Annotated in this window: 26 protein-coding genes and 1 tRNA gene; 18 read left to right on the plus strand and 9 right to left on the minus strand. The window is 40.4% G+C overall.

Going from position 1 to position 26,222, the window contains the following annotated elements:
- The first annotated feature begins 27 nt into the window (after positions 1 to 27).
- Genes ACYVJ6_RS10860 through ACYVJ6_RS10885 form a run of 6 tightly spaced genes read left to right on the plus strand, consistent with a single transcriptional unit; the run spans position 28 to position 5,117 of the window.
- Complete coding sequence (locus ACYVJ6_RS10860; protein WP_460694086.1) at positions 28 to 1,422, plus strand: exosortase Y-associated Wzy-like protein; 1,395 nt, start codon at positions 28 to 30, stop codon at positions 1,420 to 1,422.
- Entirely contained in the window at positions 1,419 to 2,558 is a 1,140-nt protein-coding gene (locus ACYVJ6_RS10865) for an XrtY-associated glycosyltransferase XYAG1 (RefSeq protein WP_460694087.1), read from the plus strand. The genes ACYVJ6_RS10860 and ACYVJ6_RS10865 overlap by 4 nt, the downstream gene beginning before the upstream one ends.
- A complete protein-coding gene (locus ACYVJ6_RS10870) occupies positions 2,551 to 3,171 on the plus strand; it encodes a class I SAM-dependent methyltransferase (RefSeq protein ID WP_460694088.1) in 621 nt (206 codons plus the stop codon). Before ACYVJ6_RS10865 ends, ACYVJ6_RS10870 begins: the two co-directional genes overlap by 8 nt.
- Complete coding sequence (locus tag ACYVJ6_RS10875; protein WP_460694089.1) at positions 3,168 to 4,040, plus strand: glycosyltransferase family 2 protein; 873 nt, start codon at positions 3,168 to 3,170, stop codon at positions 4,038 to 4,040. The genes ACYVJ6_RS10870 and ACYVJ6_RS10875 overlap by 4 nt, the downstream gene beginning before the upstream one ends.
- The gene (gene xrtY / locus ACYVJ6_RS10880) at positions 4,021 to 4,569 is read left to right on the plus strand and encodes an exosortase Y (protein WP_460694090.1); all 549 of its coding nucleotides are present in this window, start codon (positions 4,021 to 4,023) and stop codon (positions 4,567 to 4,569) included. Before ACYVJ6_RS10875 ends, xrtY begins: the two co-directional genes overlap by 20 nt.
- A complete protein-coding gene (locus tag ACYVJ6_RS10885; protein ID WP_460694091.1) occupies positions 4,566 to 5,117 on the plus strand; it encodes a WcaF family extracellular polysaccharide biosynthesis acetyltransferase in 552 nt (183 codons plus the stop codon). The genes xrtY and ACYVJ6_RS10885 overlap by 4 nt, the downstream gene beginning before the upstream one ends.
- Before the next feature lie 174 nt (positions 5,118 to 5,291).
- On the opposite strand, the gene obgE is transcribed toward ACYVJ6_RS10885, so the two are convergent.
- From obgE to ACYVJ6_RS10905, 4 genes are all read right to left on the minus strand, one after another.
- On the minus strand, positions 5,292 to 6,290 hold the full coding sequence (gene obgE, locus ACYVJ6_RS10890) for a GTPase ObgE (protein ID WP_460694092.1): 999 nt from the start codon (positions 6,288 to 6,290) through the stop codon (positions 5,292 to 5,294).
- 90 nt (positions 6,291 to 6,380) lie between these two features.
- Positions 6,381 to 6,953 carry an adenylate kinase gene (locus ACYVJ6_RS10895; RefSeq protein ID WP_460694093.1) on the minus strand — a complete coding sequence of 191 codons (573 nt, stop codon included), beginning with the start codon at positions 6,951 to 6,953 and terminating at the stop codon, positions 6,381 to 6,383.
- 63 nt (positions 6,954 to 7,016) lie between these two features.
- A tRNA-Arg gene (locus tag ACYVJ6_RS10900) sits at positions 7,017 to 7,093 on the minus strand.
- Positions 7,094 to 7,229: 136 nt separating this feature from the next.
- Positions 7,230 to 8,528 carry a G-D-S-L family lipolytic protein gene (locus ACYVJ6_RS10905; protein WP_460694094.1) on the minus strand — a complete coding sequence of 433 codons (1,299 nt, stop codon included), beginning with the start codon at positions 8,526 to 8,528 and terminating at the stop codon, positions 7,230 to 7,232.
- 238 nt (positions 8,529 to 8,766) lie between these two features.
- Between ACYVJ6_RS10905 and atpD the strand changes: the two genes are divergently transcribed.
- The 3 genes from atpD (at position 8,767) to ACYVJ6_RS10920 (ending at position 12,037) form a co-directional block, all read left to right on the plus strand.
- A complete protein-coding gene (atpD, locus tag ACYVJ6_RS10910; RefSeq protein WP_460694095.1) occupies positions 8,767 to 10,272 on the plus strand; it encodes a F0F1 ATP synthase subunit beta in 1,506 nt (501 codons plus the stop codon).
- A 79-nt stretch (positions 10,273 to 10,351) separates the two neighbouring features.
- Positions 10,352 to 10,600, plus strand: coding sequence for an ATP synthase F1 subunit epsilon (gene atpC / locus ACYVJ6_RS10915; protein WP_460694096.1), 249 nt, complete (start codon positions 10,352 to 10,354; stop codon positions 10,598 to 10,600).
- Between the two features lie 267 nt (positions 10,601 to 10,867).
- A complete protein-coding gene (locus ACYVJ6_RS10920) occupies positions 10,868 to 12,037 on the plus strand; it encodes a TlpA family protein disulfide reductase (protein WP_460694097.1) in 1,170 nt (389 codons plus the stop codon).
- A gap of 48 nt (positions 12,038 to 12,085) precedes the next feature.
- On the opposite strand, the gene ACYVJ6_RS10925 is transcribed toward ACYVJ6_RS10920, so the two are convergent.
- The 4 genes from ACYVJ6_RS10925 to ACYVJ6_RS10940 all read right to left on the minus strand — a co-directional run bounded on the left by ACYVJ6_RS10925 (position 12,086) and on the right by ACYVJ6_RS10940 (position 13,480).
- Positions 12,086 to 12,406, minus strand: coding sequence for a hypothetical protein (locus tag ACYVJ6_RS10925; protein ID WP_460694098.1), 321 nt, complete (start codon positions 12,404 to 12,406; stop codon positions 12,086 to 12,088).
- Between the two features lie 52 nt (positions 12,407 to 12,458).
- Positions 12,459 to 12,713 carry a hypothetical protein gene (locus ACYVJ6_RS10930; protein ID WP_460694099.1) on the minus strand — a complete coding sequence of 85 codons (255 nt, stop codon included), beginning with the start codon at positions 12,711 to 12,713 and terminating at the stop codon, positions 12,459 to 12,461.
- A gap of 23 nt (positions 12,714 to 12,736) precedes the next feature.
- On the minus strand, positions 12,737 to 13,165 hold the full coding sequence (locus ACYVJ6_RS10935; RefSeq protein ID WP_460694100.1) for a hypothetical protein: 429 nt from the start codon (positions 13,163 to 13,165) through the stop codon (positions 12,737 to 12,739).
- A gap of 90 nt (positions 13,166 to 13,255) precedes the next feature.
- Positions 13,256 to 13,480, minus strand: a complete 225-nt coding sequence (locus ACYVJ6_RS10940) for a hypothetical protein (RefSeq protein ID WP_460694101.1) — start codon at positions 13,478 to 13,480, stop codon at positions 13,256 to 13,258.
- 490 nt (positions 13,481 to 13,970) lie between these two features.
- On the opposite strand from ACYVJ6_RS10940, the gene ilvD reads away from it, so the two are divergent.
- The 9 genes from ilvD to leuB all read left to right on the plus strand — a co-directional run bounded on the left by ilvD (position 13,971) and on the right by leuB (position 25,429).
- Positions 13,971 to 15,677 (plus strand): dihydroxy-acid dehydratase, encoded by a 1,707-nt coding sequence (ilvD, locus tag ACYVJ6_RS10945; RefSeq protein WP_460694102.1) that lies wholly within the window; start codon positions 13,971 to 13,973, stop codon positions 15,675 to 15,677.
- 86 nt (positions 15,678 to 15,763) lie between these two features.
- On the plus strand, positions 15,764 to 17,503 hold the full coding sequence (gene ilvB, locus ACYVJ6_RS10950; protein WP_460694103.1) for a biosynthetic-type acetolactate synthase large subunit: 1,740 nt from the start codon (positions 15,764 to 15,766) through the stop codon (positions 17,501 to 17,503).
- 76 nt (positions 17,504 to 17,579) lie between these two features.
- Positions 17,580 to 18,182, plus strand: coding sequence for an acetolactate synthase small subunit (gene ilvN / locus ACYVJ6_RS10955; protein WP_460694104.1), 603 nt, complete (start codon positions 17,580 to 17,582; stop codon positions 18,180 to 18,182).
- Positions 18,183 to 18,258: 76 nt separating this feature from the next.
- Positions 18,259 to 19,317: a ketol-acid reductoisomerase gene (gene ilvC, locus ACYVJ6_RS10960; RefSeq protein ID WP_460694105.1), complete on the plus strand. Its 1,059-nt coding sequence runs from the start codon at positions 18,259 to 18,261 to the stop codon at positions 19,315 to 19,317.
- Between the two features lie 107 nt (positions 19,318 to 19,424).
- Positions 19,425 to 20,591, plus strand: coding sequence for a 2-isopropylmalate synthase (locus tag ACYVJ6_RS10965; RefSeq protein ID WP_460694106.1), 1,167 nt, complete (start codon positions 19,425 to 19,427; stop codon positions 20,589 to 20,591).
- 34 nt (positions 20,592 to 20,625) lie between these two features.
- The gene (gene leuC, locus ACYVJ6_RS10970; protein ID WP_460694107.1) at positions 20,626 to 22,032 is read left to right on the plus strand and encodes a 3-isopropylmalate dehydratase large subunit; all 1,407 of its coding nucleotides are present in this window, start codon (positions 20,626 to 20,628) and stop codon (positions 22,030 to 22,032) included.
- An 81-nt stretch (positions 22,033 to 22,113) separates the two neighbouring features.
- Positions 22,114 to 22,710, plus strand: a complete 597-nt coding sequence (gene leuD, locus ACYVJ6_RS10975) for a 3-isopropylmalate dehydratase small subunit (RefSeq protein ID WP_460694108.1) — start codon at positions 22,114 to 22,116, stop codon at positions 22,708 to 22,710.
- Positions 22,711 to 22,805: 95 nt separating this feature from the next.
- Positions 22,806 to 24,323 (plus strand): alpha-isopropylmalate synthase regulatory domain-containing protein, encoded by a 1,518-nt coding sequence (locus ACYVJ6_RS10980; protein WP_460694109.1) that lies wholly within the window; start codon positions 22,806 to 22,808, stop codon positions 24,321 to 24,323.
- Positions 24,324 to 24,370: 47 nt separating this feature from the next.
- Entirely contained in the window at positions 24,371 to 25,429 is a 1,059-nt protein-coding gene (gene leuB / locus ACYVJ6_RS10985; protein ID WP_460694110.1) for a 3-isopropylmalate dehydrogenase, read from the plus strand.
- Between the two features lie 46 nt (positions 25,430 to 25,475).
- On the opposite strand, the gene ACYVJ6_RS10990 is transcribed toward leuB, so the two are convergent.
- Complete coding sequence (locus ACYVJ6_RS10990; protein WP_460694111.1) at positions 25,476 to 26,159, minus strand: peptidase associated/transthyretin-like domain-containing protein; 684 nt, start codon at positions 26,157 to 26,159, stop codon at positions 25,476 to 25,478.
- Between the last annotated feature and the right edge of the window lie 63 nt (positions 26,160 to 26,222).

The following is a 26,222-nucleotide window of genomic DNA, read 5'->3' on the forward strand; positions in this document are numbered from 1 at the left end:
TAAATTGGTATTAATTAACATTATTATATGAAAGAAAAACCGGTTGGGGTTTACACAATATTATTTTTACCGTGGTTATTAGCTGTGCTATTTAACCCGTATCCGGTTCCCTCCTATTTTATAGCATGGTTAGGCTCATTTTATATTTTCTATATCACCTTAACGGGCAAACTTAAACCATTACCTACCGATAGAAGCATCTCATCACAATTGATGAGGCCCATATTTTTGGCACAGATCATTTTTGCTGGATTTATGTGTCTTACCTCTATATTTTATCTTTTTAACACATTAGGATATGAGGATTTTAAAAAAATAAACGATTACTATTTAGTTGATCAGGAACAGTTAAAATATGTAGCCCAATGCCAGCGTTACTATTGTTTGGCACACGCTTCGTTTGTATCAGGTATATTAGTTTTTATGCGTTACCCCGTAATACAACGGTATAAAGTTGACAAAGAAAAAATACCTAATTTATTGTTTGTATTTGCAATTATAACTCTGCCTGTATCAGTTGTGTTTAAATTTATACCGGGTTTATCGCAGTTTTACTATCAATTAAGTTCATTAAGTTTTATTGCAGGTACCTTAGCTCTGGCATACGCTATTCCGCTTCAAAAAGTCAATAATACAATAATCTGCTTCGTTTTATATTTTTTCAATTTTTACCAGGCACTAATTTCGGGCTTTAAAGAACCCATAATTATTAGCGTTTTGGTATTGGGAGTTTTTTTGTATCCAAATTATAAGCGTGCGGTTACTTTTACTTTTTTACCCTTGTTATTCGCGCTATTTATGTTGTTACCAACCTATAACAGAGTTTTTCGGCAAAACTCATGGTCTGGTGAAACCAGCGACGATGATGCAAGTAAGCTGGCCCTGAAAGCCGTGTTTGAGGGGTCTGACGAAAGCAATTGGGATTTTTTTGTTTACCGGTTAAGTGAAATTGAAATGTTTACCTTATTTGTTAAATCAACCCCTGATAAAATAGGATATTATGGATTAAAGCTACTGAAGCAATCATTTATGGCTATTATTCCACGTGTAGCCTGGCCATCAAAACCCAGTACCGAAGATATGATCATGGAACGGGTTTACGATGCAAATGTTATTTACAGGGGAGCCAAAGTATCTGCTAAACCTGCATTTGTTGTAGATGCCTATTTATCTGGCGGTACATTCGGAATATTTTTAAGCTTATTTATATATGGTGCCACCGCCCAATTAATTTCGCTTAAAGCCGAACAATTATTTGGCGGGTACACGCTGGGAACAGCTTTAATATTTACAGGATTGTTTCAAATATTATGGCGCGGGTTAAGTTTTGAATTTTTGATAAATACTGTTTTTTGGAGCTATATAACCATGCTCCTAATTTCTAGGATATTCAAATTATATAAAATATTACAAGAGGTTTGAGAATTATACAAATTAACGCCTCATACAAACCTGCCTTTATATATGGCGGGCCCACCATGTCTGTATCAATGCTATGCGAGCAATTGGTAAAAAAGCATATTGATGTAATGGTTTTTACCACCACTGCAAATGGGACGGATGAATTGCCGGTAATAGTAAACACTCCGGTAAAAGTTGATGATGTACAGGTAACCTATTTTAAACGATTAACAAAAGATCATACTCATTTTTCGCCTGCGCTTTTATCAAAATTATGGCAGGAAGTTAAAAATTATGATGTAGTACATATACATGCCTGGTGGAATATGGTATCGGTATTATCCTGCCTTATTGCATTAATGCGTGGGGTAACGGTAATAGTTTCGCCCAGGGGTACATTAAGCTCCTACTCATTTTCAAATAAAAACCGGTTTGTTAAAAATCTGATCCATCAATTTTTAGGTAAACCGCTTTTAAATAAATGCTACCTGCATGTAACTTCCAAAAGGGAGAGTGCCGCAATGAGCGATTTAATACAGCCGAAAGGCATTTTTAACATTGCCAATTTTGTTAAACTGGCGGATAAATCAGGCGTTGAAAATATCCCCGGCAATCCAATAAAACTTCTCTTCTTCTCAAGGATAGAAGAAAAAAAAGGGTTAGATATATTGCTGAATGCCTTAGATAAAGTGTCTGTTCCTTATCACTTAACCATAGCCGGTAACGGCAATATGGGGTATATTGATAGTTTAAAACAATACGCTGTGACACAGGGCATTGATAACCATATTACCTGGGCAGGGTTTTATAATGATGATAAGTTTGACCTGCTTAGCGAGCACGACTTATTTATACTACCATCGCACGACGAAAATTTTGCTAATACGGTAATTGAGAGTTTAAGTGTAGGAACAGCCGTATTAATAAGCCAAAATGTGGGTTTGTACGATTATGTACAACAAAAAAGTTTAGGCTGGATATGCGAAACCAATACGACATCCATCAGTAACTATATCAATACCATTAGCCGCAATTATAAGGATGATCTGTTACGCATCAGGAAAGATGCCCCTGCAATAATTTACAATGATTTTAACCCGGATAACCTGATTGAAAAATATTTAGCTATGTATAACCAAATTATGAGCCATGAGTGAATACCAGGATTACGGTTATCATAGTGATGCTATGACCTATAATTTTAACTATATGTTGGGCCCTTTGCTTAGCTTGCTGGATAAAGGTAAAAACACCTGCATATTGGATGTAGGCTGTGGCAATGGTTACCTGGTTAATTATTTAATTTCATTAGGTTATAATGCTTATGGCACGGATGCTTCTGAAAAGGGAATAATCATTGCCAAACAAACTAACCCGGATAGATTTTATGTACAGGACCTATCTACCAATAAATTGCCTGTAGAATTGCAAGACTTAAAGTTTGATACCGTTATAGCAACAGAGGTAATTGAGCACTTATATGACCCGGAAGAATTTATAATATTTTGCAAACAGGTGCTGGGTGATAAAGGTGAAATTATACTATCTACCCCCTATCATGGTTATTTAAAAAACCTGGTGCTTAGTTTATTTAATAAATGGGATACACATTTAGACCCATTTTGGGTTGGCGGGCATATTAAATTATGGTCAAAAGCAACATTAAGCCGGTTAGTTACCAAAAATGGTTTTACACATGTTATTTTTAAAGGATGTGGCCGTATTCCGTATTTTTGGAAATCAATGATCATTAAAGCCGAAATCAATTGAGCGTACAATTTTCATTTATTATATTAACCTATAATGAGGAAATGCATTTGCCAAGGCTGTTGAAGTCTATCAGCGGGCTTAATGCGCCCATATTTATTTTAGACTCCGGTAGTACTGACCGTACAATAGAAATTGGCGAAAACTTTGGTGCTCAATTTTTGCAAAACCCATTTGAAAACCACCCTAAACAGTGGGACTACGCGCTAAAAAACTTCCCCATTCAAACCCCTTGGGTAATAGGCCTGGATGCCGATCAAATTGTAACCGACGAACTCAAAAACAAACTATTAGCTTTTAACGATGCTGATTACAGGAACATTAACGGAATCTACTTCAACCGCAAAAACTTCTTTAAGGGTCGTTGGATAAAATATGGTGGCTATTACCCTTTTTATTTGCTTAAAATGTTTCGTTATGACATTGGCTACTCTGACCTAAACGAAAACATGGACCACCGCTTTATTGTACCCGGAGAAACACTTATTTGGAAAGACGGTATCATCATTGAAGAAAACTTAAAAGAAAACAACATCAGTTTTTGGATAGAAAAACATAACCGCTACAGCGACCTGGTAGCTCACGAAGAAATTGAACGCATGCAGCAAATGCGTTCGCAAAGTGTTAAACCAAAGTTTTGGGGCTCGCCCAACGAACGTAAGGCCTGGTTTAAAAGTATATGGTTCAGGTTGCCACGTTATGTAAGGCCCTTGTTATATTTTAAATATCGTATGATATTTCAGTTGGGTATTTTAGATGGCCTCACGGGTATAATATTTCATTTTTTACAAGGGTTTTGGTTCAGGCTGATCGTAGATATCAAGATAGATGAGATCATCAAACAACAAAAAGATGCCCAAAAGCAAGTATAACCCCATACGCTTCGCGATTGTTTTTGTATTGCTGTTTGTATGCTTTTACTATTTCCATATTTTATTTCTTGGCTTAACCACTCCGGGCAACCATTACAGTGCATTTTTAACCGAACACTTAAATTATATACAGTGGCTACGCGACGTACTTCTGTTTGTAAGCAGGCAAATACTATTGGGTTTAGGCTATACCACCATTACCAACGACATTGACCTGCTGGTAGCAGGCCGTGGCCATATAGCGTTAGAATACTCATGCCTGGGTATGGGCGTGATGAGTTTTTTAGCCGCTTTTGTGATAGCTTATCCAAAGCCTGTAAAAGAAAAGGCAATATTTTTAACCGCCGGTATTTTAGTTATCCAGCTTTTAAACATCATCAGGTTTATAGTATTGGCTTTGTATTGGAAGCCCAGCGAAAACCACCTGCTTGACCATCATACCATTTTTAACGCCATCATATACACAATAATCATGGCGGGTTTGTATTTTTGGATAATGCGCGATCTAAAGCCCAATAAAACCCGATGAAGCAAACCAACCTGGAAAGTTATAATAATTATCCTTACCATTCCGGTGGCACCACCCTGAAAAGGATATTATGGCACTATGTAAACGCGTTTGTTTTCAAATCAAGCTTGTTCCCTTTGTACGGGTTAAAAGTTGCTCTATTACGCTTATTTGGTGCTAAAATTGGCAAACAAGTGGAGTTTAAACCCGGTGTAAATATTAAATACCCGTGGCACCTAACTATAGGCAACGAAGTTTGGATTGGCGAAAATGTGTGGATTGATTGCCTGGTGCCTGTAACTATTGGCAATAACGTATGCCTATCGCAAGGCGCTGTGATACTTACCGGCAGTCATAACTATAAAAAAACCTCGTTTGACTTAATAACCGGAAGCGTTATTTTAGAAGATGGCGCATGGATAGGCGCGGCTGCTATAGTTAATCAAGGCATTACCGTAGGCTCGCACGCGATACTCACTACCGGCTCGGTAGCCACCAAAAACCTGGTGCCTTACAGCGTTTACCAAGGCAATCCTGCTGTAAAAATCAGGGATAGGGTGATTGATTAATTCCGAGAGGATAAGACAAAGCAAAAAGTGAGACGTATTATTAAGTATATTCTCTGGGTAATTGCTATAGTTGTCTTACTTAGACTTTTATTAGCTCTTTGGTATTTAGCAAATGTCTATCTTATTTCTAAATAAATCCATATTAGAAACACCGTTCTACACCAATAAGTACCGCTACTGCTTATTAATCTCGGCCCAAAGCATATCCTTCAGCTCGGTAATGTTTTTTTGAGCTACTGATGATATAAATATCGAAGGGATATCAGCCGGTACTTCCTTTTTCATCTCGGCTATCAGTTCATCATCCAGCATATCTGCTTTGGTAATAGCTAATACACGTGGTTTGTGCATCAGTTCGGGGTTGTATTCGTTTAACTCCTTTAATAAAATCTCAAACTCTTCTTTTATCGTGCGCGATGTATCAGCCGGCACCATAAACAGCAATACCGAGTTACGCTCAATATGCCTTAAAAAGCGTATACCCAAACCTTTACCTTGTGATGCCCCTTCAATAATTCCCGGGATATCGGCCATCACAAATGAGCGACCATTACGGTACGATACGATACCCAGGTTAGGCACTAAGGTAGTAAACGCATAATCTGCTATCTCGGGCTTAGCTGCCGATACTACCGATAATAGTGTTGATTTGCCCGCATTAGGGAAACCCACCAAACCCACATCGGCCAATAATTTTAGCTCCAGCACGTTCCATTCTTCATGGCCCTCTTCGCCGGGTTGTGCAAAACGGGGGGTTTGCATGGTTGGCGTTTTAAAGTGCCAGTTACCCAATCCACCACGTCCGCCGGGAGTTAATATTTTAGTTTCGCCATCGGTGTTTATCTCAAACAGCACCTCACCGGTTTCGGCATTTTTGGCTATAGTACCCAACGGCACTTCCAATATCTCATCGCGGCCGGTTTTGCCGGTACTGGTCGAGCTGCTGCCCGGGTCGCCGTTACCGGCTATGACGTGTTTGCGGAATTTCAAGTGGAGTAGTGTCCACAACTGCGCGTTACCTTTTACAATAACATGCCCGCCACGGCCACCATCACCACCATCAGGGCCACCTGTTGCCGTGTGCTTATCACGATGTAAATGCGCAGAACCTGCACCACCCTTACCAGAGCGACAACAGATCTTTACATAATCAACAAAATTGGAACCCGACATTTGATTTCAGAATTACGATTTACGATTTTAGATTACCTATATCGCAATATTAGAATGTTTCAAGAAAAACTATTAAAACCTGATATAGTTTTAATAACCGGCAACCACATTATCAATAGATTTTGATATCTCTTCTATTGATCCTATACCGTTTATGCTTGTAAATTTATTTTGAGCCTGGTAAAAATCAGCAACAGGTGCAGTTTTATCATTATACTCTTTTATACGCTTGCGGATAACCTCAGGGTTGGCATCATCTGCACGGCCCGAATCTTTTCCACGTAATAATAAACGCTTCTCCAACTCCACATCATCAACCTGCAAAGCTATCATGCCTGAAATGGCCGATTGTTTGCTCTCCAGTAAATTATCTAAAGCCTCCGCTTGTGCTACTGTACGCGGAAAACCATCAAAAATAAAGCCTTTGGCTTCTTTATTGGCATCCAGTTTATTACTTATCATACCTATTACTACGGCATCAGGCACTAATGCACCCTCGTCCATTAGCTTTTTGGCCTCTAAACCCAAGGTGGTACCCTGTGATATTTCACCACGCAATAAATCGCCTGTTGACAAATGGATCAAACCGTATTTTTCAATAAGTTTTTGTGATTGCGTACCCTTACCTGCACCGGGAGGGCCAAATAGCACTAAGTTTAGCATAGCGTTTTCAAATTAAAAGCCTTTCGATATATAGATGTATATACAGAAAGGCTTGAATTAAATTGGTGCACTTGTAGGGATTCGAACCCCAAACCTTCTCATCCGTAGTGAGATGCTCTATCCAATTGAGCTACAAATGCATTTCCCGATATTAAACTAACGCGTTTTTTAACGGACTGCAAAAATAGGATTTCTTTTCAATCTCCCCTAAAAAATTTGAAATTACTTATACAGTTTAGCTTAATTACGTTAAAATGAAGCATATTCAGGGAGTAACTACGGCAGCACCGCAGCATAACCACTAATATTTACCGGTTGCAAATTGGTTCGGTAATACTCATTAATGGCTTTCAAAAATTCATTAGCCGTAGCGGCATTACCCCTGGGCGTAAGGTGCACACCATCTAACGAGAACATCCCCCCCGTAATGTAGGCCCCGCTTAGTTTAACACCATCCTTAATTATAGCCTGCCCTTTTAATGAATTTAAGTAAGTATAAGCATCAAACACCGCCAAACCTTTAGCTTTTGCTATTGCTTTGATAAAGGCATTATAGGCCTGTGTATGATCCTTAACAATCAATACCTCGTTTTGATCCAGCACGTACTTATGCTCAATAGGTGCTAAAGGCGATAAGCCGTAAGGCATAATTCCGGATGCTGTCGCAGTAGGTTTGCCTATCAGGCTTATATCAAAACTCATATTAAACAGATCATTTGCCGTAGCCAAACGTGTAGTATAGGTGGCTGCTACATCAGCAGTACTTTTTGCCGATATATATAACCCGGAAAAATTAGGATTAACCGCCCGTATGAGTTTTGAAATGGAATCGGTAGTTAAAATAGTAAAAAATGGAAGGCTGGTTACATCAGGTATAGTTGCTACCACCCCCTTTTGCTTATTAGCAGTTAATTGGCCTATAAGTTGAGTATAAGTAGTGTTAAAATAACTTTTACTGGTTAGGGTATCACCTGCGCCCCCTGTAGCCGCATATCCTAATACATCATTACCACCAAGCCAACAGGTAAAAAAAGTATGGGCCTTTGCCGTAGCAAAATTAAAATAGGTAGTAGTATTATTGGGCGCATTGCCACTAAGCAAACGTTCAAAAAACCCATTGGTATTACCCAGGTTAGTATTATTTATATCGGCCAGTTTCATGGCGGGTATACCATAGTTATTAATACTCCCCTGGTATTTGGTGTACAGGCTAACATTGCCTTTTAGCGGTACCGATATAGTACCACGTATGGCCCGCTCGGTAGTAACCCGGGTTATTACAGGTATGCCATTATTAAAACTAATAAGCTGTAAATATCCTGACCCATTTTTTTCGGCCTCGCTAAATAAGGGCTGAGCAAAAGTGGTATTCATTTGTTTGGCCATTATAGCCGGAAAAGATACCAGCTGCGCGTCACGGTACAAACCATCATTGGCAGTCCCCGCCGTTTGCGAATCGCCTATAGCTATAAACGTAGAAAAATCAGGCGGGCCGGGTAAATCGGTAACTGCATCAAGCTTACATCCCCCCAATAAAAATACTGTTCCGGCAATAAAAAATCTAAATTTATTCATTTCTTTAGATGTTAATATCTATATGCAAATATACAAAACACAGCATACTATTGCTTAACGCTCATAATAAATACTTTGTGTATCAATAAATACGTAATACGCTAAAAATAAGTTTTAAAAAATGTTGATATAAGTGTTTTAATATTACACCAAAAACTATAACTTTGCGCCCTGAAATAGCGGATAGACAGTAGTGTATCCATTTCAATAATAATCTTTAAAAAATTACCAGGTATATATGCCAAACATTGGAAAAATCTCAAGGATCATCGGTCCAGTAGTTGACGTTAGCTTTGCTGACAATGCCCAGCTTCCTAAAATTTTTAACGCGTTAGAAATTACTAAGGATAATGGCCAGAAAATTATTTTAGAGGTTCAGCAGCACTTAGGTGAAGACCGCGTGCGTGCCGTAGCCATGGACTCGACCGACGGATTATTGCGCGGTATGGATGTAGTTGACTTAGGATCGGCTATTAAAATGCCGGTTGGCGACAACATTAAAGGCCGTGTATTTAACGTAGTGGGCGATGCTATTGACGGTATCCCTAACTTAGATAAAACCAATGGGCGCCCTATCCACAATCTTCCTCCGCGTTTTGAAGATCTTTCAACCGAGGCTGAAGTATTGTTTACAGGTATCAAAGTAATTGACCTATTGGAACCATACTCAAAAGGTGGTAAAATTGGTTTGTTTGGTGGTGCCGGTGTTGGTAAAACTGTATTGATACAGGAATTGATCAATAACATTGCTAAAGCATACGATGGTTTATCAGTATTTGCCGGTGTTGGTGAGCGTACCCGTGAAGGTAACGACTTACTGCGCGAGATGCTGGAATCAGGTATTATAAAATATGGTGATGCATTTATGCATTCAATGGAAGAAGGCGGGTGGGATCTGTCTAAAATAGATAGCGAAGCTTTAAAAGAATCAAAAGCAACCTTCGTTTTCGGACAAATGAACGAGCCTCCGGGCGCACGTGCACGTGTGGCTTTATCAGGTTTAACTATTGCCGAGTATTTCCGTGATGGTGATGCTGATGGTAAAGGCCGTGATATATTATTCTTTATTGATAACATCTTCCGCTTTACACAAGCAGGTTCAGAGGTATCAGCGTTATTGGGCCGTATGCCGTCAGCGGTAGGTTACCAGCCAACTTTGGCTACCGAGATGGGTATGATGCAAGAGCGTATTACTTCAACCAAACGTGGTTCAATTACATCAGTACAAGCGGTATATGTACCTGCGGATGATTTGACCGACCCAGCACCGGCAACAACATTTGCCCACTTAGATGCTACTACCGTACTTTCACGTAAAATTGCCGAGTTAGGTATTTATCCTGCTGTGGATCCATTGGATTCAACTTCAAGAATCTTGAGCCCTGCTGTATTAGGTGATGAGCATTACAACACTGCCCAGCGTGTTAAAGAAATATTACAACGTTACAAAGAGTTACAGGATATCATTGCCATCTTAGGTATGGACGAGTTATCTGAAGAAGATAAATTGGTGGTATCCCGTGCACGCCGTGTACAACGTTTCTTATCACAACCATTCCACGTAGCCGAGCAGTTTACCGGCTTAAAAGGCGTATTGGTTGATATTAAAGAAACCATTAAAGGCTTTAACATGATCATGGATGGCGAAGTTGATGAGTATCCGGAAGCAGCCTTTAATTTAGTAGGTAGCATTGAAGATGCTATTGAAAAAGGTAAAAAACTATTAGAAGAAGCGAATGCTTAAATAGTGAATAGTGATTGGAGATTAGTGAATAGTTGATATTTACTAATCTCTGATCTCTAATCACCAATCACTAACACAAATGACATTAGAAATTCTTACTCCCGATAAAAAAGTATACGAAGGCGAAGCTAGTTCAGTAACGCTGCCGGGTACTATGGGATTTTTTGAGATATTAAATCACCACGCGCCTATTATCTCTACCCTGCAGGACGGTAAACTAACCGTACGCGGCAATGGTAAAGAAGAAGTGTTTTTTATAAACGGCGGTGTGGTTGAAGCCTCAAACAATAAAGTAGTGGTATTGGCCGAAGGCATTACCCAGAAATAATATTTTTTTTATATTTTTTTTTGAGACCCGGGTAGTTTTATCCGGGTCTTTTTTTTGACTCCCCCTACCATACTCCCTACGCGCCATTGCGAGGAACGATCCCCAATTAATTGGGGACTGCATATGCAAATCAATGCAACGAATTTTCTTCATCCATTTAATCAGAACTCCGGTAGTGTTAAAAATTGTTAAAAAATATTTTTATTACTAAATATTCGTAATATTACGAAATATTCGTAAATTTGATTGATTAATCCCTTACACAACATGAGTCACACTATTAAATCATTTTTAAAATTTGCTGCCTGCATAGCATTAATAATATACACAACATCTGCCCGGGCACAGTCCTCTATTATTCAAAGTATATTAGACAAAGTTCAAGGCTTTAATAGCTTGAGCTATAAAAGCCTTTATAAACAAAAAGATGATGTGGGCGATACCCTGGTAAGAAATGCGCAGGATATACTTTTAAAAATACCCGAAGAAAAAACGGTAGGATATTTTTTTAGCACTACAGAAAAACTTAGCACCAATAAGTTTCCATCAACAGATCTTTTTTTTGGCGATAACCTGGTCACCTTAAGTCCTAACGATAGTGTTTACACAACCAGCAAAATGCAAGCAAGGGCATTTAATTTAACCGCAGTTTATAAACTGAAATGGATAAATGATTTTGTAAAAAGCCACCCGGCCAGTTTAACTAAGGTAAAAGATAGCGTGATCAATGCTGTGGCGTATGATCATTTCACCATCATTACAGGCGATACCACCGTAAATAAACAACGCCTGGTTATGCGCTGGCATTTGTTAGCCGACAAAAACACGGGACTACCAAAAGCTGTGATAACTAAAGGTCAACATGCAGGATATGGGAACGGGATAACCAGTGTTTACTCGGCTTATGAGTATTACGATTATAAGATAAATGATCCGGGTATTGATCTGGCTAAATTCTCCATACCTAAAGGTTATCATCCCCCAAAAAAGCAAGCGGCACCACCGGCCTTATTAGCAGCGGGAACCGATGCGCCTGACTGGACCTTATATGACGTTAATGGTAAAAAGACATCATTAAATAATATGAAGGGCAAAATTGTATTGATGGATTTTTACTTTATTGGCTGTGCCCCTTGCATGCAATCGTTAAAACCGTTGAGCAACTTATACAAAAAATATAAAGACAGGCTAATAATTGCAAGCCTTACCCAAAGAGACAGCAAGGAAGATGTAGCCGCATTTGATAAGCTACATAAAATAGCCTATGCCGGTTTTGCAGATGCGGCCGAAGTGGTGAAAGCTTATCATGTAAGTGGATGGCCGACTTTTTATTTCATAGACAAAAACGGAAAAATAGCAAATGTACTGGATGGATTTGATGAGCAAACTGAAATAAAAATGGAGGCTATTATTAAAGCGTTAGTTAAAAAAGGGTAATATTCCTACACTGTCCCACTCTTATACTATGTGACAGCGGGACAAACCCTACATCAACGACCACACATTCAAAAACAATATCAACCCTAATAAAACGGTTACTACTGTATTGATGGTTATCCAGGGTTTTGAAGTGAGGTGTTTGTTTGCCACGGTTACACAAAATAAACCTATAGCTGCTATAACAATGCTAATGAAGCATAGTAATGTGCCATTTGCCAGCGCGGCGGGGAAGTAGCTATAATATTCTTGCTTTACCTCTTCGTAAGGTCTGGTGTAATCTGCAATATAAATCCATAGTCCAGCAACCCAGCCCACTATTAGCAAACATACATAACCTATCAGGCTAAATAGCAATTCCTTCTTCATAATTAATAAGGTTGGTTAGTTAAAGGTAGGATTTTAGTTGACAGGATGGTTATTAGGTTATCATTGTCAAGCTCCCAAAAAAAGTCCACAAAACCCCAACGTATTTATACTGATAAAAATCAGCACCATCTGTACCATCTATGGTATATAAACTAAATAGGAAATAATTTTCTCTATTTATAGTCACTTTGTCTTGTTTGGGAAGCTTAGCGTAATTCTTTAGATTATTTGTTGTTGGGTTAGAAATAATAAGTAGTAATAGAAGACTAATAGCTGTACCGATAACCCAGTAGGAAGTTTTTTTCATGTACTAAAGTTAAAGAATACATACTAATACAAATAATCTACCTTCCAATCGCCTTTATCATTAACCAGGCTAAGCTCAATGCTTATTTTTTCTTCCCCAGCATTGTAGGTTACTGTGTATTTATTGGGCTGTTTGGGGTCTTTGGCAAACGCGAGGGATATGATGGCTTCCCTGTCGCTGCCTGCCGCTTTAATAAAGGGGTCATCTATTGAATCTGGTATTTGCATTAATTGCTCATACCTGGCCAGGCAGCGGGCAGTACAATATCTTTTTCGCATTTGATATTGTTTACTGTAAAATTCAGTCGGTTTGCTGCCATCAATATAGGGTAGCATGTAGTATGTATAAAAAAACTTCAGCATATCTATATCCGGCGGCAGTTTCGGTTCGTCCTGTGCCTTTGCGCCTAAAAACGCGGTTATTAATAAAAATGCTAAAATTGCTTTTTTCATATTAAGCTTAATAAGTGGCTTAAATATATAAATAGTTTAAGGAACAAACTGCCCATGCACCATATCGCAATAATAAAGTGACAAAGGAAATTATACAGCCTTACCCAACTTCTCTTCAATGATTGCGCCCAATATCTTTACTTCATCAATAGTAAGGGCCGAGTGTCCTTCCAGATCGCCAATCCAATGGCCATTTTGCTTTTCTACGTTGCCCTGGTAATCATTATCTACAAAAACGTGGTAATCTTCACCGTCTTTATTAGGGTTGATCATTACCAGTTGACCTAATTTGGTTCTATATTCTAATGCTTCCATAAACAGCGGTAGGCAATTTTTAAGCCATACCCACTAAAGTTTTAAAATAACTGATTTAATGTCGCTGTCACGAAACATATAATTTAAAGGTAAAAACACAATAAACCAATGGGTAAGTATTTGATCACTTGCTCCACAAAACAGGACAATTAACACATCTGCGTTTTTACTAACTTTTTGGCGGCACCTGCCCATTTCGGGCAGAAAAATGATCATTTGCTATGCATGCATAAAATCTGTACCGAATACCGTTTTAAACTTTGGTATAGTTGACTAAAAATTATATTTTGTTTTAAATTATAAATTAAGTATATTGTTTTATTAATTCATATAAAATCAATTTTAAATATTTTTTCTAAAAAAATATTTTATCTATTGCCCATTTTTTCGCCGATAGCTATCTTACAGGTAAATAATCGGGCACGTGCCGGGGTAGTTATCTATACAATAACATTTAATACAATTTAGCACACAGTACACCAATACATATATGAGTTCGTCAGATAAGAGCAACGCCGTAGAGTTGAATAAATACAGTAAAACCTTTACCCAGGACCCAACGCAACCTGCCGCGCAGGCCATGTTGTACGGGATAGGTTTAACTGATGACGATATGCGCAAAGCACAGGTAGGCGTGGCAAGCATGGGCTATGATGGCAATACCTGCAATATGCACCTGAATGATCTGGCTAAAATTGTAAAAAAAGGTATTTGGGATGAGGACCTGGTAGGTTTAATATTCCACACCATTGGTGTAAGCGATGGCATGAGCAACGGTACCGAAGGCATGCGCTACTCGTTAGTAAGCCGCGATGTAATTGCCGATAGTATAGAAGCCGTTACTGGCGCACAATATTATGATGGGTTAATTACCCTGCCGGGCTGCGATAAAAACATGCCGGGATCTATCATGGCTATGGGCAGGTTAAACCGCCCGTCTATCATGGTTTACGGTGGTACTATTAAACCCGGCCATTATAAAGGCGAGGATCTGAACATTGTATCGGCATTTGAGGCTTTAGGCAAAAAAATTGCCGGCACCATTACTCCCGAGGATTTTATGGGCGTAATTAAAAATGCCTGCCCAAGCGCGGGTGCCTGCGGTGGTGTTTACACGGCTAATACCATGGCCGCTGCTATTGAGGCAATGGGCATGAGCTTGCCTTATTCCTCTTCTAATCCCGCGTTAAGCGACGAAAAGAAAGCCGAGTGTTTGGCAGCAGGTAAAGCCATTAAGATATTATTAGAAAAAGATATTAAACCAAGCGATATCATGACCCGCGAAGCATTTGAAAATGCAATGGTGGTAATTATGGTACTGGGCGGAAGCACTAACGCTGTACTGCACATGATAGCTATGGCAAAAAGTGTTGGCGTTAAATTAACGCAGGATGATTTCCAGGCGGTAAGTAACCGCATACCGGTATTGGCAGATATGAAGCCAAGCGGTAAATACATGATGGAAGATCTGCATAATGTTGGCGGTGTACCTGCGGTAATGAAATATTGCCTACAACAAGGCTGGTTACATGGCGATTGCCTTACCGTTACCGGTAAAACCATTGCCGAGAACCTGGCAGATGTACCCGAACTTGATTTTGACAGTCAAAAAATTATATGGCCGGTTGAAGCGCCAGTTAAAGCTACCGGTCACTTACAAATACTGTACGGCAATATTGCCACAGGTGGTAGCGTAGCCAAAATAAGCGGTAAAGAGGGAACTCATTTTGAAGGACCTGCCCGCGTATTTGATGGCGAATTTGAACTGATTGCGGGCATATCAAGCGGCCGAGTCAAAACCGGTGATGTGGTGGTTATCCGCAACGTGGGCCCTAAAGGCGCGCCGGGTATGCCCGAAATGCTTAAACCAACATCAGCCATTTTTGGCGCAGGCTTAGGTAGTTCGGTAGCGTTAATTACCGATGGGCGTTTTAGCGGCGGTACACACGGGTTTGTGGTAGGCCACATCACCCCCGAAGCTTTTGATGGCGGGGCAATAGGCTTGATACAGGATAATGATAAGATCATTATTGATGCTACAACTAACCAGATCAACGTTATACTATCTGACGAAGAAATGGCAGCACGTAAAGCAGCCTGGGTACAACCCAAATTAAAAGTAAGCAAAGGCCTGTTATACAGGTATGCTAAAACTGTTACCTCTGCAGCCGAAGGTTGCGTGACAGACGAGATGTAGCCCCCCTGCCCCCTAAAGGGGGAGTTAGAGGGTCTACTAAATAAAATATTAACAAAAATTCCCCCTTTAGGGGGTTAGGGGGCACTATGGAAGTTGCACAACAGGAAATACTAAAACAAACAGAACCGAAACAAACTACCGAGGTTAGCGGCTCTGTAGCATTATTAGAGGCGTTGATTGCCGAGGGTACCGATACCATTTTTGGTTACCCGGGTGGCGCTATTATGCCTATCTACGATGCATTATATGATTATAATGATAAGCTTGACCATATATTAGTTAGGCATGAGCAAGGCGGTATACACGCAGGTCAGGGCTATGCCCGTACGTCAGGCCGTGTGGGTGTGGTTTTTGCCACCAGCGGTCCGGGTGCTACTAACTTAGTAACCGGCTTGGCTGATGCGCAAATAGACAGTACCCCATTGGTATGTATCACCGGGCAGGTATTCGCGCACCTGTTAGGTACCGATGCTTTCCAGGAAACAGATGTGATCAACATCACCACCCCTGTAACCAAATGGAACTACCAGGTAACTGATGCTAACGAAATTCCGGAAGTTATTGCTAAAGCATTTTACATTGCCAGGAGCGGTCGCCCTGGCCCGGTATTGATCGATATCACCAAAAACGCGCAGATACAGAAATTTAATTATGCGGGCTATACATCCTGTAACCACATCCGTAGCTACAGGCCGAAACCAATTGTTCGCCCGCAATATGTAGAAGAAGCTGCCAAACTGATAAACGAAGCCAAAAAACCATTTATATTATGGGGACAAGGCGTATTATTAGGTAGTGCCGAGCAGGAATTTAAAGCATTTGTCGAGAAAAGCGGCATCCCTGCGGCTTGGACCATATTAGGTGCAGGCGCTATACCAACCGATCATCCGCTTAACGTGGGTATGTTGGGCATGCATGGCAATTACGGCCCTAACGTGTTAACTAATGAGTGCGATGTATTAATTGCCATAGGTATGCGTTTTGACGACCGTGTAACCGGCCGCTTAGATAAATATGCTAAACAGGCTAAGGTTATCCATTTGGATATTGACCCGGCCGAGATAGATAAAAATGTAAAATCAACCGTACCGGTATGGGGCGATTGTAAAGAAACTTTGCCGCTTTTAACTGCAGCTGTTGAGGCTAAACAACATACCGAGTGGGTTAATAAATTCAATGAGTTTACCCGAAAAGAAGTTGAAGCGGTTATTGAGCCTGAATTGAACCCAACATCGGGCGAAATGACCATGGGCGAGGTTATTAAACAATTAAACATACTAACCAATGGCGAGGCGGTAATAGTAACCGACGTAGGCCAGCACCAAATGGTGGCTTGCCGTTACGCACAGTTTAACCAAACACGCAGCAATGTTACCAGCGGTGGTTTAGGTACTATGGGTTTTGCTTTGCCTGCGGCGATAGGCGCTAAATACGGCGCACAGGACCGCACCGTAGTAGCCATTATTGGCGATGGCGGTTTCCAGATGACCTGTCAGGAACTAGGCACCATTATGCAATGCGGTGTAGATGTGAAGATCATTATATTAAACAACCGTTTCCTGGGCATGGTACGCCAATGGCAGGAATTATTTAACGAGCGCAGGTATTCTTTCGTTGATATTCAAAGTCCTGATTTTGTGGCTTTAGCTGCGGCTTACCGTATTCCGGGCAAATCAATAGATCAGCGTGCCGACCTGCAGGGTGCTTTAAAAGAAATGATTGATAGTAAAGGCTCTTTCTTGCTTGAAGTGATGGTAACCAAAGAGAACAATGTGTTCCCGATGGTACCGCAGGGATGTAGTGTAAGTGAGATCAGACTTAAATAAGCGGAAAGGTAAAGCTTAATGCTGAAAAGGTTAATGACCTAATGACAGCGAAGCAAATGACTAAATGACTAAGACAATGAGCGAAGAAATAGAAAAGCAGGAATATAATATTACCATCTATACCGAGAACCAGGTTGGTTTATTAAACCGGATAGCTATTATATTTACCCGCCGTAAAATCAATATAGAGAGCCTGAATACTTCACCTTCAGAAATTGACAGTATTCACCGCTTTAATATAGTTATTATGGAATCGGAAGAGGTGGTACGTAAACTTTGCCGCCAGATAGAAAAACAGGTAGAGGTATTAAAAGTGTACTACCATACCAACGAGGATATCATCTGGCAGGAAATGGCATTATACAAAGTATCAACCGATGTAATTGCCGAAAAGGTAAGCGTTGAGCGTTTATTACGCGAAAACGGTGCCCGCGCGGTAGTGATACGTAAGGACTATACCGTATTTGAAACCACAGGCCATCGTGAAGAAACCGATAACCTGATCAACATACTGCAACCTTACGGCTTGATTGAGTTTGTACGCAGCGCGCGTGTAGCTATTATTAAAGACAGCGAAGGCTTTAACGCTAAATTACGCGAATTTGAAAGGTTAGAACCGGGCGAGGATGTAATGGAAAACGAATATTTAAACAAAGGAAGTAAAGTGTTTACGATGTAAGCACCATTAATAAATAAGTAAATCAAAAACCAACCGATGCGAATCGGTGAAATCAAAACAATAAAAAAACAAAACAATGGCAAAATTAAATTTCGGCGGCACTGAAGAAAATGTAGTAACCCGCGAGGAGTTCCCTTTATCAAAAGCACAGGACATTTTAAAAAATGAAGTTGTTGCTGTAATCGGTTATGGCGTTCAGGGCCCGGGCCAGGCGTTAAACCAAAAAGACAATGGCATTAATGTTATTGTTGGTCAGCGTAAAAATTCAAAAACTTGGGATAAAGCTATCGCTGATGGTTTTGTACCGGGAGAAACTCTATTTGAAATTGAAGAAGCTTTAGAGCGTGGAACAGTTATTTGCTACCTATTAAGTGATGCTGCACAGATAGCTTTATGGCCAACTGTTAAAAAACACTTAACTCCGGGTAAAGCATTATACTTCTCTCATGGTTTCGGTATCACTTTCAAAGAGCAAACCGGCATCATCCCTCCTGCTGATGTTGACGTGTTTTTAGTTGCTCCTAAAGGATCAGGCACTTCGTTACGTCGTATGTTCTTGCAGGGCCGTGGCTTAAACTCAAGCTACGCAATCTTCCAGGATGCTACTGGCCGTGCTTTTGAGCGTGTTATCGCTTTAGGTATTGCTGTTGGTAGCGGTTACTTATTTGAAACTGATTTCAAAAAAGAAGTATATAGCGACTTAACCGGCGAGCGTGGTACTTTAATGGGTTGTATCCAGGGTATTTTTGCTGCACAGTACGAAGTATTACGTGCCAATGGCCACTCTCCATCAGAGTCTTTCAACGAAACTGTTGAAGAGTTAACGCAATCATTAATGCCTTTAGTTGCAGAAAATGGTATGGACTGGATGTATGCAAATTGCTCAACTACTGCACAACGTGGTGCTTTAGATTGGTGGAAACCTTTCCGTGATGCTACTAAACCGGTATTTGAAAAATTATATGATAGCGTTGCTACCGGTAAAGAGTCTCAACGTTCTATCGACTTGAACAGTAAAGAAGATTACCGCGAGAAATTAGATGCTGAATTAGCAGAATTACGCGAGAGCGAATTATGGCAAGCAGGTAAAACCGTACGTAGCTTACGTCCGGAGAACCAGGCTGTAGAAGCATAATTTAATTAGTAGCAGTTTTTAGTAGCAGTTGCAGTTAGACAAAAAATTTGACTGCCACTGCAACTAAGAACTGCCACTTTTATCAAACTTGAAAAGAAATAAAAGATATGTTACACGATCCAAACCGAGTCTACGTTTTTGATACCACGTTACGCGATGGCGAACAGGTACCGGGCTGTCAATTGACTACCCCCGAAAAAATTGAGATAGCCCGTGAACTGGAAGCCTTAGGCGTGGATATCATTGAAGCAGGTTTCCCTATATCAAGCCCAGGCGATTTTCAAAGCGTGGTGGAGATATCAAAAGCGGTTAAAAACCCTACCGTTTGCGCACTTACCCGTGCCAACAAAGGCGATATTGATGCGGCAGTTGAAGCATTAAAATATGCCAAACGCCCCCGCATCCACACTGGTATCGGATCGTCTGACATGCATATCAAACATAAATTTAACAGCACCCGGGAAGAAATATTAGTGCGCGCTGTTGAAGCCGTAAAATATGCCAAAAAATCTGTTGAGGATATTGAGTTTTATGCAGAAGATGCCGGCCGTGCCGACATTGAGTATTTAGCTAAAATGGTAGAGGCAGTTATTGCTGCGGGTGCTACCGTTGTAAATATCCCCGACACTAATGGCTATTGTTTGCCAGATCAATACGGCAGCAAGATCAAATTTTTGAAAGAGAACGTTAAAAATATTGACCAGGCCATCATATCTGTGCATTGCCATAACGACTTAGGTTTAGCTACTGCTAACTCGGTTGCCGGTTTGCAAAATGGTGCACGCCAAATTGAAGGTACCATAAACGGTATTGGCGAACGTGCAGGCAACACCTCTATTGAAGAAGTAGTGATGATTTTAAAAACACACCAGGTATTAGGTTTACATACTAATATCAACACAAAAAACTTTTATGAGCTTAGCCACATGGTAAGTTCGCAAATGCGTATGCCGGTACAACCCAACAAAGCTATTGTAGGCAGCAACGCCTTTGCACACAGCTCGGGCATTCACCAGGACGGATTTTTGAAAATGCGTGAAAATTACGAGATCATTCGCCCTGAGGATGTAGGTTTCCCAAGCGCAACTATTGTGCTTACCGCACGTAGCGGCAGGCATGCATTAAAGTTCCATTTGGAACGTTTAGGTTATAACCTAAGCAAAGAAGAATTAGCCGAAGCTTATCACCGCTTTTTGGTGTTAGCCGATAGCAAATTAGACATACAAGACGAGGATCTTATTTTGTTAATGAACAGCGAGAAAGTTACCGGCTGATCATTCAAATTAAATATATAACAGTAATAATAAAATGAGCAAAACATTATTTGATAAGGTGTGGGACGCACACGTAGTACGTAAGATAGAAGGCGGGCCAGATGTGCTTTTTATAGACCGTCACCTTATCCACGAAGTTACCAGCCCTGTTGCTTTTTTAGGCTTAAAAACCAGGGGAACAACCGTATTATATCCTAACCGTACATTTGCTACGGCCGATCATAATACGCCCACTATTAACCAGGACAAACCGGTTGCTGATCCGCTATCGGCTAACCAGTTACAAATGCTGGAATCAAACTCTGCAGAGTACGGCATTAGCCATTGGGGCTTAGGCCACCAAAAAAATGGTATTGTACACGTAGTAGGTCCGGAGTATGGTATTACCCAACCAGGTGCTACTATTGTTTGCGGCGACTCACATACTTCAACACACGGTGCTTTTGGTGCTATAGCTTTTGGTATAGGTACATCAGAAGTAGAAATGGTTTTGGCTACACAATGTATTATGCAGCCTAAGCCTAAAAAAATGCGCATTAATGTTAATGGCAAATTAGGTGTAGGGGTTACCCCTAAGGATGTTGCCTTGTTCATCATATCTCAATTAACTACATCAGGTGCTACGGGTTATTTTGTAGAGTATGCGGGTGATGTTTTTGAAAACATGACCATGGAAGGTCGCATGACGGTTTGTAACCTAAGTATTGAAATGGGTGCACGCGGCGGTATGATAGCCCCTGACGAAACTACCATCAATTACGTAAAAGGCCGCGAGTTTAGCCCTAAAGGCGAGGCTTGGGATAAAGCATTAGCTTATTACAAAACTTTAAAGACCGACGAAGGTGCAGTGTTTGATAAAGAATTAAGCTTTGATGGTACAACCATTGAGCCAATGATAACTTACGGTACTAACCCGGGTATGGGTATGGGTATATCTCATGATATTCCTGATGCAAGCCAGGTTGAAGGCGGTGTGGCTACTTACGAGAAATCGTTAGGTTACATGGGTTTCCATGAAGGCGAAAGCATGATAGGCAAACCGGTCGACTTTGTATTTGTAGGCAGCTGTACCAATGGACGTATTGAAGATTTCAGGGCGTTTACATCGCTTATAAAAGGCAAACACAAAGCACCTAATGTTACTGCTTGGTTAGTACCGGGATCGCACATTGTGGAGGCTCAAATTAAAGAAGAAGGCTTGTTAGATATTTTAAACGAGGCCGGCTTTGAATTGCGCCAGCCTGGTTGCTCTGCCTGCTTAGCTATGAATGATGATAAAGTACCTCCCGGTAAATACGCGGTAAGTACCTCAAACAGAAACTTTGAAGGACGACAAGGTCCGGGCTCACGTACTATGCTGGCCAGCCCGTTAGTGGCTGCTGCTGCTGCGGTAACCGGCGTAGTAACCGACCCAAGAACATTAATAGAAGAATTGGTATAAATACGGTCCATAGTCCATGGCTGATAGTCCATAGCGAAACTATCTATCGACCATGGACCATCGACCATCGACTTAAAAGAAATGGCTTACGATAAATTTAATATACTTACAAGCACCGCGGTACCACTGCCTATTGAGAATGTGGATACCGACCAATTAATACCTGCCCGCTTTTTAAAAGCTACAGAACGTATTGGTTTTGGTGATAACCTTTTCCGCGATTGGAGATACAACCCGGATAATACCCTTAAACAAGATTTTGTACTAAACAACCCTATTTACAGTGGTAAAATACTGGTAGGTGGCAAAAACTTTGGTTCTGGTTCATCGCGTGAGCATGCTGCCTGGGCGGTTTATGATTATGGTTTCCGTTGCGTGGTATCCAGCTTTTTTGCTGATATTTTCAAAGGAAATTGCTTAAATATAGGTGTATTGCCAGTACAGGTTAGCCCGGAGTTTGCAGATAAAATATTTGCTGCCATACATGCTGACCCTAATACTGAACTGGAAGTAAACCTGCCTGAACAAACCATTACATTATTAGCCACAGGCGATAAAGAAACGTTTGACATTAACTCGTACAAAAAGAATAATATGCTTAACGGCTTTGATGATATTGACTATTTGCAAAGCATTAAAGGCGAAATTCAGGAATTTGCTGAAAAACTGCCGTTTTAAAATATACTATGAATTATAAAGGTGAAAGCGTTTCATAGTATCAAATGAAACGCTTTCACCTTATATAGTTTATAAACCAAGCCAAATCCAATAACATGGAAAAGAGGAAAATAGAGATAATGGATACCACACTTCGCGATGGAGAACAAACATCGGGAGTATCGTTTTCCACCTCCGAAAAATTGACTATTACCCAATTATTATTGGAAGAATTACGTGTAGACAGGGCCGAGATAGCCTCTGCACGTGTATCCGAAGGAGAATTTGAATCGGTAAAGGTCATTTTAAACTGGGCCGCAGAGAATGGCCATGCCCATCAAATTGAGGTATTGTCTTTTGTGGATAATGGCGTATCTATCGACTGGATGGCGAAGGCAGGGGTTAAAGTGCAAAACCTTTTAACCAAAGGCTCATTAAACCACCTTACCCATCAGCTTAAAAAAACGCCAGAACAACATTTTGCCGAGATAAAGCATGTAATCGATCTGGCTAAGACCAATGGCATTGAAACCAATGTTTATTTAGAAGACTGGAGCAATGGTATGCGTAATTCGCCGCAATACGTGTTGCAGTATTTAGATTTTTTGACAAAGCAGCCGGTAAAAAGGATAATGTTACCCGATACTTTAGGCGTATTAACTCCTGAAGAAACCTCTAAGTTTTTAACCATCATTATCCAGAAATACCCCGGTATCCATTTCGACTTCCATGCGCATAATGATTATGACCTGGGAACAGCCAATGTTTTAGAGGCGGTAAACGCCGGTATAAACGGTTTGCATTTAACGGTAAACGGCATGGGCGAAAGAGCGGGTAATGCCGCGTTGGCAAGCGCTGTAGCGGTAATTAATGATTTTGCCAAGGATGTTCAGGTTGATATTAAGGAGTCGTCTATTTATTCGGTAAGTAAGTTGGTTGAAACGTTTTCGGGAGTACGTATACCATCTAACAAACCTATTGTAGGCGATAATGTATTTACCCAAACCGCAGGTATACATGCCGATGGTGACAATAAAAACAACCTGTATTTTAATGACTTATTGCCCGAGCGATTTGGCAGAAAGCGCGAATATGCTTTAGGTAAAACATCAGGCAAAGCCAACATTGAAAAAAATCTGCAGGAACTGGGCCTTAAATTAAATGATGCAGACCTTAAAAAAGTAACCCAGCGTGTTATTGAACTGGGCGACAAAAAGGAAACCGTTACTAAAGAAGATCTCCCTTATATCATATCTGATGTTTTAGATAGCAACTTGTATGAAGAAAAAGTTGTGGTTGAATCGTACGTGTTGATGAACTCAATGGGCTTACGTCCTTCGGCTACCATTTCTGTAAAAATAGACGGTGAAAAATTTGAGGAGAATGCACAAGGTGATGGCCAGTTTGATGCCTTTATGAATGCGCTGACAAAGGTTTATGATAAAAAGAAATTAACCCTACCTAACCTGATTGATTACGCGGTAAGGATAGCGCCGGGTAGCGATTCGGATGCATTATGTGAAGCTATTATTACCTGGGAAACCGCGGAAAGGAAATTTATAACCCGTGGGTTAGATTCGGACCAAACTGTTTGCGCGATAAAGGCTACGCAGAAAATGCTGAATATCATTTAGAGTCAAAAATTAAGAAACAAGACATATAAACACCTTATAAAATTACAATGAAACTTAATATCGCCCTTTTAGCAGGAGACGGAATTGGACCTGAGGTTATTGATCAGGCTGTAAAAGTATCTGAAGCTATAGCTAAAAAATTTGATCATGAAATTGCATGGACATCTGCCTTAACCGGCGCATGTGCCATTGATGCCGTTGGCGAGCCTTATCCTGACGCTACCCACGAGATATGTATGGCTGCTGACGCGGTTTTGTTTGGTGCTATTGGCCATCCAAAATATGATAACGATCCTAAGGCTACTGTACGGCCGGAACAAGGTCTTTTAAAAATGCGTAAAAAATTAGGGCTATTTGCAAACGTTCGCCCTACGTTTACTTTCCCATCGCTAATTGACAACTCTCCCTTAAAAAGAGAGCGCATTGAAGGAACCGACCTGATCATTCTTCGCGAATTAACAGGCGGTATTTATTTTGGCGAACGTGGCCGTAAAGACGATGGAAACACTGCCTTTGATACTTGTACCTACACCCGTGCAGAAGTACAGCGCCTGGCTAAACTTGGTTTTGAAATGGCGATGACACGTGGCAAAAAATTATGCTGTGTAGATAAAGCTAACGTACTGGAAACTTCCCGCCTTTGGAGAGAAACCGTACAGGATATGGAAAAAGATTTCCCTGAAGTTACGGTGAGCTATGAGTTTGTTGATGCGGTTGCCATGCGTTTGGTACAATGGCCAAACAGCTATGATGTGTTAATTACCGAAAACTTATTTGGCGATATTTTAACCGATGAGGCATCAGTAATTTCAGGATCAATGGGATTGATGCCGTCATCATCAATCGGCTTGCATACGTCGTTATTCGAGCCTATACATGGTTCTTACCCACAGGCAGCAGGTAAAGACATTGCTAACCCATTGGCAACTGTTTTATCAGCAGCTATGATGTTTGAGGATGCATTCGGATTAAAAGCCGAAGCTGAAGCCATCAGAGAAGTAGTAAACAAATCATTAGCCGAAGGCATAGTTACTGAAGACCTTGCCGGAAAAAACAAAGCCTACAAAACCAGCGAAGTTGGTGATTGGTTAGCTAAAAACGTTTAATGTTATATTTCAACAAAAAGAGCCGCAAATTGCGGCTCTTTTTGTTTTATTCGGTTGATAAACCAAATGAAGCCCTTTGTTCCGGCGACATAGCCATGAACTTTTTATACTGATCATTCACATACAGTACCAACTCGCCGCCCGAATTTTGCTTTAAAAACTCATAGCTCGGTCTTGACATCCCCATAAAATTATCCAGGTCCCTCCCTTTTAACGGCACAATGCCGCTAACGTACAACTTGGTATAAATACCATCAATATAACGTTCTTTCTCCTCCTGTTCAAAGTATTTTTTTAGCCTGCGCGCATTTCTTGCCTCTTTTGAAAATATGGAACTTAATGAAAGCGGGTATATTTTACTCTTTCTGTATATCTCAGGATATTCTGCCCTGGGATCAAAGGTCGTTTTGGTTGACCGAATATTAACCTCGCCCAATGACATAGGAACTGGTTGCAATTCAATAAATTTTGGTTGAGTATTGATTAAATATAACGTATCCGATATATACCCCGGTGATGAAAAAATTAGCAAGTGGCCGGCAGCTGCCCTTATTGTATAATTTCCCTTTTTATCTGTTACCGTTATTTGCTTATTATTATTGTCTTTGATAAAAACATCAGCCATCTTTTTTCCACTGCCCTTCTCTCTAACACTCCCTTTAATATAATCTTGGGCATGTACGGTAACAGCAACTAATAATAGCAAAGTAACTCCGATATACTTTTTCATGATCCGGCAAATTTCCTGTTAAGATAACTTATTTAAGGTATTAATGGTTTTAGTATAACTTAA

The organism is Mucilaginibacter puniceus, assembly GCF_054783175.1.

Coding starts and splice junctions, on each gene's coding strand:
- ACYVJ6_RS10905 (WP_460694094.1), bottom strand. CDS start 8,528: ATGAATAAATTTAGATTTTTTATTGCCGGAACAGTATTTTTATTGGGG.
- ACYVJ6_RS10930 (WP_460694099.1), bottom strand. CDS start 12,713: ATGAAAAAAACTTCCTACTGGGTTATCGGTACAGCTATTAGTCTTCTA.
- ilvN (WP_460694104.1), top strand. CDS start 17,580: ATGAGCGAAGAAATAGAAAAGCAGGAATATAATATTACCATCTATACC.
- ACYVJ6_RS10920 (WP_460694097.1), top strand. CDS start 10,868: ATGAGTCACACTATTAAATCATTTTTAAAATTTGCTGCCTGCATAGCA.
- ilvB (WP_460694103.1), top strand. CDS start 15,764: ATGGAAGTTGCACAACAGGAAATACTAAAACAAACAGAACCGAAACAA.
- obgE (WP_460694092.1), bottom strand. CDS start 6,290: ATGTCGGGTTCCAATTTTGTTGATTATGTAAAGATCTGTTGTCGCTCT.
- leuC (WP_460694107.1), top strand. CDS start 20,626: ATGAGCAAAACATTATTTGATAAGGTGTGGGACGCACACGTAGTACGT.
- ACYVJ6_RS10895 (WP_460694093.1), bottom strand. CDS start 6,953: ATGCTAAACTTAGTGCTATTTGGCCCTCCCGGTGCAGGTAAGGGTACG.
- xrtY (WP_460694090.1), top strand. CDS start 4,021: ATGCCCAAAAGCAAGTATAACCCCATACGCTTCGCGATTGTTTTTGTA.
- atpC (WP_460694096.1), top strand. CDS start 10,352: ATGACATTAGAAATTCTTACTCCCGATAAAAAAGTATACGAAGGCGAA.
- ACYVJ6_RS10965 (WP_460694106.1), top strand. CDS start 19,425: ATGTTACACGATCCAAACCGAGTCTACGTTTTTGATACCACGTTACGC.
- leuD (WP_460694108.1), top strand. CDS start 22,114: ATGGCTTACGATAAATTTAATATACTTACAAGCACCGCGGTACCACTG.
- ACYVJ6_RS10870 (WP_460694088.1), top strand. CDS start 2,551: ATGAGTGAATACCAGGATTACGGTTATCATAGTGATGCTATGACCTAT.
- ACYVJ6_RS10935 (WP_460694100.1), bottom strand. CDS start 13,165: ATGAAAAAAGCAATTTTAGCATTTTTATTAATAACCGCGTTTTTAGGC.
- ACYVJ6_RS10885 (WP_460694091.1), top strand. CDS start 4,566: ATGAAGCAAACCAACCTGGAAAGTTATAATAATTATCCTTACCATTCC.
- ACYVJ6_RS10940 (WP_460694101.1), bottom strand. CDS start 13,480: ATGGAAGCATTAGAATATAGAACCAAATTAGGTCAACTGGTAATGATC.
- ACYVJ6_RS10860 (WP_460694086.1), top strand. CDS start 28: ATGAAAGAAAAACCGGTTGGGGTTTACACAATATTATTTTTACCGTGG.
- leuB (WP_460694110.1), top strand. CDS start 24,371: ATGAAACTTAATATCGCCCTTTTAGCAGGAGACGGAATTGGACCTGAG.
- ACYVJ6_RS10925 (WP_460694098.1), bottom strand. CDS start 12,406: ATGAAGAAGGAATTGCTATTTAGCCTGATAGGTTATGTATGTTTGCTA.
- ACYVJ6_RS10990 (WP_460694111.1), bottom strand. CDS start 26,159: ATGAAAAAGTATATCGGAGTTACTTTGCTATTATTAGTTGCTGTTACC.
- ilvC (WP_460694105.1), top strand. CDS start 18,259: ATGGCAAAATTAAATTTCGGCGGCACTGAAGAAAATGTAGTAACCCGC.
- ACYVJ6_RS10980 (WP_460694109.1), top strand. CDS start 22,806: ATGGAAAAGAGGAAAATAGAGATAATGGATACCACACTTCGCGATGGA.
- ilvD (WP_460694102.1), top strand. CDS start 13,971: ATGAGTTCGTCAGATAAGAGCAACGCCGTAGAGTTGAATAAATACAGT.
- atpD (WP_460694095.1), top strand. CDS start 8,767: ATGCCAAACATTGGAAAAATCTCAAGGATCATCGGTCCAGTAGTTGAC.